General features: G+C 64.4%; 9 protein-coding genes. 6 read left to right on the forward strand and 3 right to left on the reverse strand.

Annotated features, from left to right (window positions below; genetic code table 11):
• A partial coding sequence (locus tag IQ16_RS30445) for a transposase (protein WP_488226076.1) occupies nt 1-336 on the forward strand: 336 nt, incomplete at its 5' end.
• A gap of 235 nt (nt 337-571) precedes the next feature.
• Nucleotides 572-1,183, forward strand: coding sequence for a LabA-like NYN domain-containing protein (locus IQ16_RS30450; protein WP_145831944.1), 612 nt, complete (start codon nt 572-574; stop codon nt 1,181-1,183).
• A gap of 24 nt (nt 1,184-1,207) precedes the next feature.
• On the opposite strand, the gene pcaG is transcribed toward IQ16_RS30450, so the two are convergent.
• Together pcaG and pcaH are read right to left on the reverse strand one after the other, a co-directional pair.
• Entirely contained in the window at nt 1,208-1,834 is a 627-nt protein-coding gene (gene pcaG, locus IQ16_RS30455; RefSeq protein WP_018644015.1) for a protocatechuate 3,4-dioxygenase subunit alpha, read from the reverse strand.
• Nucleotides 1,835-1,838: 4 nt separating this feature from the next.
• Nucleotides 1,839-2,627: a protocatechuate 3,4-dioxygenase subunit beta gene (gene pcaH, locus IQ16_RS30460; RefSeq protein ID WP_018644014.1), complete on the reverse strand. Its 789-nt coding sequence runs from the start codon at nt 2,625-2,627 to the stop codon at nt 1,839-1,841.
• 94 nt (nt 2,628-2,721) lie between these two features.
• Here pcaH and IQ16_RS30465 point away from each other — a divergent pair, with 94 nt between their 5' ends.
• The 4 genes from IQ16_RS30465 (at nt 2,722) to IQ16_RS30480 (ending at nt 9,437) form a co-directional block, all read left to right on the forward strand.
• Nucleotides 2,722-3,651 (forward strand): LysR family transcriptional regulator, encoded by a 930-nt coding sequence (locus IQ16_RS30465; RefSeq protein ID WP_026312150.1) that lies wholly within the window; start codon nt 2,722-2,724, stop codon nt 3,649-3,651.
• 79 nt (nt 3,652-3,730) lie between these two features.
• Nucleotides 3,731-5,035 carry a nicotinate phosphoribosyltransferase gene (gene pncB, locus IQ16_RS30470; RefSeq protein WP_018644012.1) on the forward strand — a complete coding sequence of 435 codons (1,305 nt, stop codon included), beginning with the start codon at nt 3,731-3,733 and terminating at the stop codon, nt 5,033-5,035.
• A 236-nt stretch (nt 5,036-5,271) separates the two neighbouring features.
• Nucleotides 5,272-6,585 carry a GGDEF domain-containing protein gene (locus tag IQ16_RS30475; RefSeq protein ID WP_018644011.1) on the forward strand — a complete coding sequence of 438 codons (1,314 nt, stop codon included), beginning with the start codon at nt 5,272-5,274 and terminating at the stop codon, nt 6,583-6,585.
• Between the two features lie 308 nt (nt 6,586-6,893).
• Entirely contained in the window at nt 6,894-9,437 is a 2,544-nt protein-coding gene (locus IQ16_RS30480) for an autotransporter outer membrane beta-barrel domain-containing protein (RefSeq protein WP_244635910.1), read from the forward strand.
• A 111-nt stretch (nt 9,438-9,548) separates the two neighbouring features.
• Here IQ16_RS30480 and IQ16_RS45875 read toward each other — a convergent pair whose 3' ends face one another.
• Nucleotides 9,549-10,184 (reverse strand): TetR/AcrR family transcriptional regulator, encoded by a 636-nt coding sequence (locus IQ16_RS45875; RefSeq protein WP_018644008.1) that lies wholly within the window; start codon nt 10,182-10,184, stop codon nt 9,549-9,551.
• Nucleotides 10,185-10,836 lie beyond the last annotated feature (652 nt).

Here is a 10,836-nt window from a genome sequence, read left to right on the forward strand (position 1 = left end):
CGGGCCTATGTCGACAAGGGATACCGCGGCCACGACGCACAAAATCCCCGTCGCGTCTTCATCTCCGGCCAGAAGCGCGGCGTTTTCGGTGTCATCAAGCGCGAGCTGCGCCGCCGCTCCGCCATCGAGCCCATCATCGGACACCTGAAGGCGGAAGGCCACCTCGGGCGCTGCTACCTCAAAGGCCGCGCCGGCGATGCCGCCAACGTCGTCCTCTCAGCCGTCGGACACAACTTCCGCCGCATCCTCGCCTGGCTGAGATATCTCTTGTGCCTGTTCCTGGCCCAGCTATGGCGCACGCTCGCCCGGCCAGCCTCGATCAATCCGGCTTCTTAACGGACGACTCCGTACAATTGAGCAGGGAATGCGCTCGCTTTAGCGTGGCTGCATTCGGCGCCCTGGCGCTGGTGGCATGGAACCCTCCCTAACCTTGGCGCAAGGCGGCCACCCCTGTCCGGTCGCCGGCGCCGCTTTTTCAGCAAGCCATCGGCGCCTTCAGTGTTTCCCGCCGACACACGGTGCCCCGTGGCCGAACAGGCTGGCTTCGTGCGGAACTGGAGATTTGTCCATAATGTCTTCAATTGGGAAGATCGCACTCTTTATCGATGGCGCCAATCTCTATGCCACCTCCAAGGCGCTCGGCTTCGATATCGATTACAGGCGTCTGCTCGGCGAATTCCAAAGCCGAGGCACGCTGTTGCGCGCCTTCTACTACACGACCGTCATCGAGGATCAGGAGTTCTCGTCAATTCGTCCGTTGATCGATTGGCTCGACTATAACGGATACACTGTCGTCACCAAGCTCACCAAGGAGTTCGTCGACGCAAACACCGGCCGCCGCAAGGTGAAGGGCAGCATGGATGTCGATCTCGCCGTAAGTGCGATGGAGCTTGCCCAACATGTCGACCAGATCGTGTTGTTCTCGGGCGATGGCGATTTTCGTTCGCTGGTGGAATCCCTGCAGCGCCGCGGTGTCCGCGTGACGGTCGTCTCCACGCTCTCCACTCAGCCCCCCATGATCGCCGACGACCTGCGCCGGCAGGCGGACGTCTTCATCGATTTGGCTGAGCTGAAACAAAAGGTGGGGCGCGATCCGGTCGACCGCCCGGCATCGCGCGAGGTGCGGCAGCCACCGCAATTCCTCGCGCGCGGAACGATCAAACGCGACGACCGGGTCGAGTGACCCTGCGCGACGACCGCCGGATCGTCACACGTCGAAGAACACCGTCTCCTCCGGCCCCTGCAAATTGATGGTGAAGGAATACACGACCTTGCCGGCGCGCTCGCTGCGCTTTGCGATCAGCGTCGAACGCCGGGCCGGCTGTTCGATCAGGTTGAGCACGGGATCGGCGGCATTGGCGGCCTCTTCGTCCGAGAAATAGAGCCGCGTGTTGAGACCGATATTGATGCCGCGCGCGACGATCCAGACATTGACGTGCGGCGCGCATTTGCGTCCCGTCTTGTCGGTGATCGCGCCGGGCTTGATGGTCTCGAAGGTGACGAGGCCGCTGTCGAAGTCGGAACCGGCGCGGCCCCAGCCGCGAAACTCCTGCTCCAGCGCGGCGACCGAGCGATCCGCCGGATGGTTGTAGCGGCCGGCCGCATTGGCCTGCCAGATCTCCAGCAGCACGTCGCGCAGCGGCGAACCCGCGCCGTCGAGCACCCTGCCTTCCAGCGTGATGCGTTCGCCTTTGGTGTTCGGCGTCACCAGCACGTTGGAAAAATTCTTCTCGAAGATGTCGAAGCCGGCCATGGCCGGGATCAGGCCGATATGGACGTAGGGACCGGCGGTCTGCGAGGCGGTTTCCTTGAGATAGTTGAGCGGCTGCGGCATGGACTTAGTTCCCCGCGGTGCGATTTTCGAAATAGGTGGAACGCTGGCCGCGCAGGACGATATCGAAGCGATAGGCGAGCGAGTCGAACGGCGTCGAGGCGTTGAGGTCGAGCGGCGCGACCAGGCGGTCGAGCGCATCCTTGTCCGGAATGGTCGTCAGGATCGGGCAGACCGGGATCAGGGGATCGCCCTCGAAATACATCTGGGTGATCAGCCGCTGCGCAAAGCCCGAGCCGAACACCGAGAAGTGGATGTGGGCGGGGCGCCAGCTGTTGACGTAGTTGCGCCAGGGATAGGGGCCCGGCTTCACGGTGCGGAAATAATAGTAGCCGGTGTCGTCGGTCAGGGCGCGGCCGCAGCCGCCGAAGTTAGGATCGACCGGCGCCAGATACGTGTCCTTCTTGTGCCGGTAGCGGCCGCCGGCATTGGCCTGCCAGAATTCGACCAGCGTGTTCGGAACGCCCCGGCCGGTCTCGTCCAGCACGCGGCCGTGCACGATGATGCGTTCGCCGACCGGATCGCCGTCCTTGGCGTAGTTGCGGATCAGGTCGTTGTCGAGCGGGCCGAGATCGTTGTGGCCGAACACCGGTCCCGTGATTTCCGAGACCGAGTTCTCCAGCGACAGCAGCGCCTGGCGCGGAGAGCGCAGCACCGAGGATTTGTAGCCGGGCGCATGTGCCGGCGGATGGATGGAGCGGTCGCGCTGGAAGAAGCCGCCGTCGCCGAGCGGCGGCGTGAACGGATCGGGGCGGTTGAGGCGGGGATCCTGCAAGGCTGTCGCCTGGGCATTCATCGGTGTTGTCTCTCCCTGTGGCGCCCGGTCCGGGCGTGCGGCTTATTGAACGATAATGCCGCCACCCATTCTCAAGATAAATAGATCGATTATAATGAATTCCATGAAGGAAATCGATCATTTGGCCCTCGACGGCCACGCCCTCGAACTGTTCCTCGCGGTGCTGGAGGAAGGTTCGGTGACGGCGGCCGCAACCCGGCTCGGCCTGACGCAATCTGCGGTCAGCCACGGGCTGAACAAGCTGCGGCGGATCGCCGGCGACCCGCTGTTCGCCAAGTCCGGCCGCGGCATCGTCGCCACCGCGCACGCCCAGGCCCTCGCGGCGAAGGCGCGCGCGCTGATCGACGAGATGCGCAGCTTTGCCGGCGGCGTCAGCTTCGCGCCGGCACAGGCCCAACTGTCGCTGACGATCGCCGCCAACGACTTCCAGCGCGACCTGCTGCTGCCGCGCTTCTTCGATCATGTCGCCGGCCAGGTGAAGAGCCTGAACCTGCGCGTCATCCCCTCGCAATCCCCCTCGCCCGCGATGCTGCGCGAGAACCGCTGCGATCTCATGATCACGCCGCTGCCGCCGTCCGGCGTCGACATCGTGCAGAAGCGGCTGCTCAGCGATCACTACGTCTGCTACTACGATCCAGAGGCGCGCGCGGCGCCTTCCGACCGCAATGCCTATCTCGCGGCGCGCCACATCACCGTCGTCTATACCGATAATGAGCGGCTCGACTTCGACCGCCGCCTGGCCGGCAATGGATTCCACCGTGACATCGCCATCTCCGTGCCGAGCTTTTCCGGCGTGCCGTCCTTCCTGCGCGGCTCGCAGATGCTCGCGAGCATGCCGAGCCTGCTCGCGTCCGGCGTGATGGGCGGCTTCGCGCAAGCGCGCATTCCATTGGCCTCGCGCACCCGCACGCTGGCCGAGCTGCCGATGTTCATGGTCTGGCACCAGCGCTACCAGAAGGACCCGGCCCATCGCTGGATTCGGAGCCAGCTCGAGACCGTCGCGACGACGGCAGCCGGAGACTGAGCCCCGCTCCAATTTCGGGAAAGCCAGCCCCTCGCCAAACCCACTGGTTGGGCGGGGGCCACCACGCTAGAATTGCCCCATGACAGTGACCGATATTGCGAGCCGGACCTACAATCACAGCTGGCGGCTGGATCCCATCATCCGCAGCCTGCTCGATACCGACTTCTACAAGCTATTGATGTTGCAAATGATTCGGGAGGATTACCCGGATCAGCAGGTGACCTTCTCGGTCATCAACCGCTCGCGCCATGTGCGGCTCGCCGAGATCATCGACGAGGGCGAGCTGCGCGCCCAGCTCGACCACGCCCGCACCATCCGCTTCACCAAGAAAGAGCTGATCTGGCTGGCCGGTAACACGTTCTACGGCAAGACCCACATGTTCTCGGCGGACTTCATCCGCTGGCTCGCCGAATTCCGCCTTCCCGAATACGAGTTGCGCAAGGTCGACGGCCAGTATGAATTGCACTTCCACGGGCCGTGGACCCACACCTCGATGTGGGAGATTCCGGCGCTCGCGATCCTGAACGAGCTGCGCTCGCGCGCGGCGATCAAGGGCCGCGGCCGCTTCGAGCTCGACGTGCTCTATGCCCGCGCCAAGGCCAAGCTGTGGACCAAGGTCGAGCGGCTGCGCAAGCTGGAGAATTTGCGGCTCTCCGACTTCGGCACCCGCCGCCGCCACGGCTTCCTCTGGCAGCGCTGGTGCGTCGAGGCGGTGAAGGAAGGCCTGGGCCCCTCCTTCATCGGCACGTCCAATGTGCTGCTCGCGATGGACAACGATCTCGAAGCCATCGGCACCAACGCGCACGAACTTCCGATGGTCGCGGCTGCGCTTGCCAGGGACGACGAGGAATTGCGCTGGGCGCCCTACCGCATCCTCGATCAGTGGCGTCAGACCTATGGCGGCAACCTCCTGATCGCACTGCCCGATGCCTTCGGCACCAAGGCTTTCCTGCGCGATGCGCCGGAATGGGTCGCCGACTGGACCGGCTTCCGCCCCGACAGCGCGCCGCCGATCCAGGCCGGCGACGAGATCATCGCCTGGTGGGAGAAGAAGGGCCGCAACCCCAGGGACAAGCTGCTCGTGTTTTCCGACGCGATGGACGTCGGCTCGATCGAGGAGACCTATCACCATTTCACCGGCCGCGTGCGGCTGTCGTTCGGCTGGGGCACCAACCTCACCAACGATTTCGTCGGCTGCACGCCGGACGGCTCGTTCAATCTCGATCCGATCTCGCTGGTCTGCAAGGTGTCGTCGGTCGACGGCCATCCGGCCGTCAAGCTCTCCGACAATCCGGAAAAGGCAACAGGCCTGCCTTCGGAGATCGAGCGTTACCTGCGTGTGTTCGGCGATGCCGGACGCGTACGCAAGCCGGTGCTGGTCTAGCAATTCTGTCGATCGGGTAAACAGCACGTGACGAATGCGCGGCATTGATTTGCCGATTCCGCGCCAGTTCCGCTTTCTCGGTATTTGAAGCGATCTGCGGCCATCCGCTTCACGACGCCTTCACCCTGCGACGCAGTCCCCGCATTTTCAGGTCGAGTTAAGCAACCTTCTCCTCTACTTGGCGTTGCAGGCGCAACCGCTCCGCTGGGGTCGTTGAGCGATTTGGGGAACGCAGGGTGTTTCGCAGAACAGCGTCGTCGACGAAGGAACGCAGCTTCCTTCACGTCATCAAGCTCGTCTCGCCTTTCGTGATGGTCGTCGTGCTCCAGGCGACGATTGCAGGATTCAGCCTCGAGGTGATGTCGTCGGTCCGCGCCTATGTCGCAGGTGAAGCGCTATGGTCGCGCTCGCAGAAGAACGCGGTCTATTTCCTCAATCTCTATCTGCATTCGGGCGAACCGAGCCAGTTCGCGCAATATCAGGCCTCGCTCGCCGTACCCATCGGCGACGAATTCGCGCGCTGGGCGCTCGAGCGCGATCCGGTCGACGTCGAGGCCGCCCGTATCGGCTTCCTGCAAGGCGGCAACCACCCTGATGACGTACCTGGATTGATCTGGCTGTTTCGCTACTTCAATGGCGTCAGCTTCCTCCAGGAAGCGATCCACGAGTGGACCGCCACCGATCCCATGCTGCTGGAGCTGAGCGTCTTCGGCGAGGTCATCCGGTCCGAGCTGGCGAAGGGCCCCGTTCGGGACAACGGCCGTCTGCAATTCCTGTCGGCGCGGCTCTCGGAGCTCAACACCCAATTCACGGTGCATGCCAAGCGCTTCTCCGCTGTGCTCGGGGAAGGCTCCCGCGCCATCAAGGTGACGCTCACCTGCATCAACATCGCGACCGCCGCTGCCCTGATCCTGCTCCTGATCTGGCACACGCGACGACTGGTGCTGCAGCGACAGGCCTTCGAAGACGCACTCCATGCGGAGAAGGAGCGCCTCGCCTGGCAGGCGTCGCATGACTGGCTGACAGGGCTTTCCAACCGCCGCGCCTTCGAGGCGCGCCTGCAAGGCGAGCTGGACAATGTCGCGGCGGGTCCGCTGGGACTGATCCTGCTCGACCTCGACCAGTTCAAGAACGTCAACGACAGCTGCGGCCATCTCGCGGGCGACCGCCTGCTCTGCCAGGTCTCCAGCCTCCTGCAACGGGACCGGCGGCCGCATGATCTGGTGGCCCGGCTCGGCGGCGATGAGTTTGGCCTGATCCTGCCGCAGTGCTCGCCGTCGAGCACCGTCGACATCGCCGAACGGCTGCGACGATCGCTCGAGCTGTTCAGCTTCACCTGGGACGATCGCTGCTTCGCGGTGACCGCCAGCGTCGGCGTCACCTGCATCGCCGACCGCGATACCTCGCTCGAGGAGGCGATGCGGCGCGCGGATGCCGCCTGCTACCGCGCCAAGGAAAAGGGACGCAACCGCGTTCAGGTGGACAGTGTGCGGCCGGACGTCGTGCTGGTCGCGCCCCGGCCGCGCGAGGCCGTCGCTGCGCAAGGCTGATTGCGGCCCGGTCAAATTCATCTCCGGGGACGATCGCAATCAGTTTGAGTTCGCCTCAGGCCCTCCCGATGGCGCTTCGATCCACCCCCGGCGCGCCGGGCAATGCGGCGACACGGCGCAGTTGTGACGTCGTGGCCACATGGCTCTGAAAAAGCAGCCCTCTTCGCATTCGGACACATCACATTGCGCGCCGGTCCACGATGGCCGGGACCTCTCTCGCTAAGGATGGCATCGCACCGATGCTGCGGGGGCGAATCCGACCGGAATCGCGCCGCGAGAGGAGTTTGGAAGTGCCTTGGAATGACTTGATGGCCCCGCGCAATATCGTTCGCGCAACGACGTCCCGGCGGCGCGCGCTTCTCTTGAGCACTGCGATCGGTGCCCTCGGCAGCTCGCTGCCGTGGTTCATCATGCCGGCACAAGCGGCATGTGTGATCAGCGGAGCCGGCTCGCAGGTAGCACTCCAGTCCGGCGATTCAATTACCTGCACTGGGTTGAGCAATACGCTGGTCAGAACGGCGTCAGGGGTCAGCGGGGTCACCGTCAACGTCGGCGACGGCAGCCCGACATCCCTGAACGACCCCGTCTTTGCCGGCATTGTCTTTGACGCGGCTTCGAACAGCGCGATCAAGATTTTCGGCAATGCGTCGGTCGCGCCAACCAACAGCGACAGCATCGACGTGATAGGCGGCAGCAACAATACAATCACGGTGGATGCAGGTGCTGCAGTCGGATCGCCGACCGTCGGGACGACGGCGCTTGGCCTCTTCGGTTCGAACAACAACATCGTCGCGATCGGAGGCACGGTTGGAAGCGGCGCGGCCGGAACTGCCGGCATCGGCATCTTCGGCGGTTCGGCAGGCAATCAGCTGAACATCCTGCCGGGCGGTTTTGTCCAGGGCAACGGCCCGGCGGCCATCGATTTCAACGGCGCGGCGGACGGCAACACCATCAACAATGCCGGCACCGTATCGAATGCCTCGGGCACGGCAATCTTCGGCTCGAACAGTCAGGACACCATCATCAACTCGGGCACGATCACCAGCAACGGCGTCAGCATCGCAGTCGATCTCAAGAATGGGAACGACGTCTTCGAGCTGCGCGCGGGATCGAACATCACAGGCTGGGTCGTGGGCGGCAACGGAACCGACACGCTGCGTTTCGGCGGGGCGGCCAACAGCTCGTTCGATCTCGGCACATTCGGCGCGGTCAAGCAGTTCCGGGAATTCGAGTCGTTGGAAAAGACCGGCAGCTCCACCTGGACACTGACGGGCTCGACGACGGACACGGCGACCATGAACGTCCTGGCCGGCAACCTCATCATCAACGGCGCAATGGCTAGCGTTACGACGACGGTCAGCAGCGGCGGCACCCTTGGCGGCAACGGCAATGTCGGCGATCTCGTCGTGCTGTCGGGCGGCAGGGTCGCACCCAGTAATTTCGGTGCGCTCACGAGCTACGGCAATGCCACATTCAACGCCGGTTCGACCTATGCGATCTCCGTCAACGCGGCCGGACAATCCAGCAAGATCGCTGCGGTGAGCGCGACGCTGAACGGCGGCACGGTCGCCGTCACCACACTTGCGGGCGCCTACGGCGCATCGACACAATATACGATCCTGACCACGACGACCGGCCTCACCGGGACTTTCTCCGGCGTGACGCTCAGCGGATACAATCCTCAGTTCTTCACCTCCGCCCTCAGCTATAACGGGTCCGCCGTCCTCCTGACGCTCAACTACAATGACGCCGCGTTCCTCTCCGTCGCGCAGACGCAGAACCAGAAGGCCGTGGCCGGCGCACTGAGCGCGTTCGGCCCCAATCTGCCTTTCCTGTCCTCATTCGCAGGTCTCAGCGACGCCCAGCTTCGTTACAGTCTCGATCAGCTCTCGGGAGAGGCTGCGACCGGCGCGCGGCAGGGTGCCTTCCAGTTCACCGGCCAGTTCCTCGGCCTGATGCTCGATCCCTTCGTCGCTGGCCGCGGCAGCGGCCTCGGCGATGCGGGCGGCACCGCGCTCGGCTTCAGCCCCGAGCGCGCCGCGCTGCCGGAAGCTGTTGCCCTCGCCTACAACAAGGCCTTGGGCATGCCGGCCGCGAAAGCGCCAGCCTTTGCCGAGCGCTGGACGGCCTGGGGCTCGGCGTTCGGCGGCACCAACCGCACCAGTGGCGACCCCGTCGTCATTGGCAGCCACGACCTCAACGCGCGCGCCGCCGGCGTCGCGGCCGGCGCCGACTATCACTTCAGCCGCGACGCGCTGGTCGGCTTCGCGCTTTCGGGCGGCGGCACCAAATGGGACCTCGCGCAGGCGATCGGTGGCGGCAAGAGCGAGGCGTTGCAGGCCGGCGTCTACACCGCACTACGCAATGGGCCGGCCTATTTCGCTGCCTCGCTCGCCGTGGCCAATCATTGGATGTCGACCGACCGGCTCGCTCCGTTCGGCAATCAGCTCACCGCGAAGTTCGACGCGCAAACCGTCGGTGGCCGCATCGAGGGCGGCTATCGGTTCGCCACGCCGCTCGGCGGCTTCACGCCCTACGCGGCAGCGCAGGCGCAAGCGTTTCGCACGCCGACCTATACCGAGACCGATCTGGCCGGCAGCGGTTTCGGCCTGACCTATCAGGGACGCACCGCCTCCGACACACGGAGCGAGCTCGGCGCGCGTTTCGATCGCGCGACGCTGGTCGCGCCGAATGCTGTCCTCACACTGCGCGGCCGCGCGGCCTGGCGCATGATTGGATCAGCGATCCCACGCTCGTCGCCGCGTTCCAGGCGCTGCCCGGCGCGAGCTTCATCGTCAATGGCGCGACGCCGGCAAAGGACGCCGCGCTCGCATCCGCCGGCGCCGAGCTGAAGTTTGCGAACGGCATCGCGCTGTCCGCCAAATTCGACGGCGAGTTCGCGGCGCGCAGCACGACCTATTCCGGCACTGCGAGCCTGCGATACGCCTGGTAGTGGCGACGCCTCATCGAGATAACCCTGCGCCGACCGGCCGAATTCCGAGACCGGCGAGATGCGTGTCGATGAACTGTTCGATCTGCTGGCGCAGCATCTGCGGCGGCACGGCCACCATACGCTCCTCGAGGCCAAGCGAGATGATGCCGTGCACCGCCGAGAACAGGGTGCGCGACAGCAGCGCGATCTTCACGTCGTCCGCATTCGGTAGCACCCGCACCAAGGGCGCGTGCATCAGCGCGAAGGCATCCATCACCATCTGAAGGATGTCGTCCGGATAAGGCCGATCGTCCTCCATCCGGTGCTCGAACAGCGAGCGCAGCAGATTGGCGTGCCCGGCAAAGAATTCGAGATAGGTCTCGGCAAGCCCATAGAGCTGGCGAACGGGATCTTCGCCCGGAACCCCGCGCAGGCGGGCCGTAAGTGCCTGAACGGTCTCCCGGTTAACGGTCAGGATCACCCCGTCGAAATCGCCGAACTCGTTATAGACGCTGCCGACCGAGCAGCCTGCGGCCTCCGCAACATCCCGAACCTTGAGTGATCTCAATCCCTTAGCGGCAATGATTCCGCGGGCGATCTCCAGGATCTGGAGCCGACGCCGATTTTTTTTCTGGTCCCGCAGCGATTCTTCTTGAACATTGTTCATTTTCAAGCTACCAATGTGAACATTGTTCAACTTAACCCGGAGACCTGCAAAATGCAAACCCTCGCTGTTGATATCGCCGCCACCTTCGTCGATGACGCCGCAGCCCTCGTGACCGGCCTCGGCCGGACCCTGCTCAAGTTCGCGATGGCCCCGATCGATCGCATCGCCAATGCCTGTGACATTGCCGGCGTGCTCGCCGAGCGCCGTGCGACCTTCCGGATGTGGCGGGCCAACCGCGGCCACAGCCGTCGCGATAGCCGCCGGTTCAGCCTGCTTGGTCGCCTCTCGCCCTTTCGCCACCTCGCCCATCTCACGTGAGGCGCGCGCCACGAAACGGCTCGAATGCAAGGAAAGGCCGCAATGAAGGGCTTACCATTTGCCGACATTCGCAGCCGATGTCGCGAGCCTAACCGGTGCGGTTCAGTTTTTGCTCACGGCCCGTCGCATATCCGGGTCAGAGCGGCCCTTCCGCCCAAAGCTGACGTGGCCGCAACGGGAAATTTGCGAACCTAACAAGAGCATTTGGAGACCAACAGGATCAGAGGGACCAGGGGGACAGAGCAGACCGACGACACCAGTCACTCTGCAATCGTTCGTCCCATGCCCTTCCGGTCGTGACACTTTCACCGCCAAAGCAACAACCTCAGGCTGC

This window comes from Bradyrhizobium huanghuaihaiense, from assembly GCF_007830635.1.
In the GTDB taxonomy this organism is placed as follows: domain Bacteria; phylum Pseudomonadota; class Alphaproteobacteria; order Rhizobiales; family Xanthobacteraceae; genus Bradyrhizobium; species Bradyrhizobium huanghuaihaiense.

What these genes read in the sequence shown, in the direction of transcription:
- IQ16_RS30465 (WP_026312150.1), top strand. Translation starts at nt 2,722, where the DNA reads ATGAATTCCATGAAGGAAATCGATCATTTGGCCCTCGACGGCCACGCC.
- IQ16_RS30480 (WP_244635910.1), top strand. Translation starts at nt 6,894, where the DNA reads ATGGCCCCGCGCAATATCGTTCGCGCAACGACGTCCCGGCGGCGCGCG.
- pncB (WP_018644012.1), top strand. Translation starts at nt 3,731, where the DNA reads ATGACAGTGACCGATATTGCGAGCCGGACCTACAATCACAGCTGGCGG.
- IQ16_RS45875 (WP_018644008.1), bottom strand. Translation starts at nt 10,184, where the DNA reads ATGAACAATGTTCAAGAAGAATCGCTGCGGGACCAGAAAAAAAATCGG.
- pcaH (WP_018644014.1), bottom strand. Translation starts at nt 2,627, where the DNA reads ATGAATGCCCAGGCGACAGCCTTGCAGGATCCCCGCCTCAACCGCCCC.
- pcaG (WP_018644015.1), bottom strand. Translation starts at nt 1,834, where the DNA reads ATGCCGCAGCCGCTCAACTATCTCAAGGAAACCGCCTCGCAGACCGCC.
- IQ16_RS30450 (WP_145831944.1), top strand. Translation starts at nt 572, where the DNA reads ATGTCTTCAATTGGGAAGATCGCACTCTTTATCGATGGCGCCAATCTC.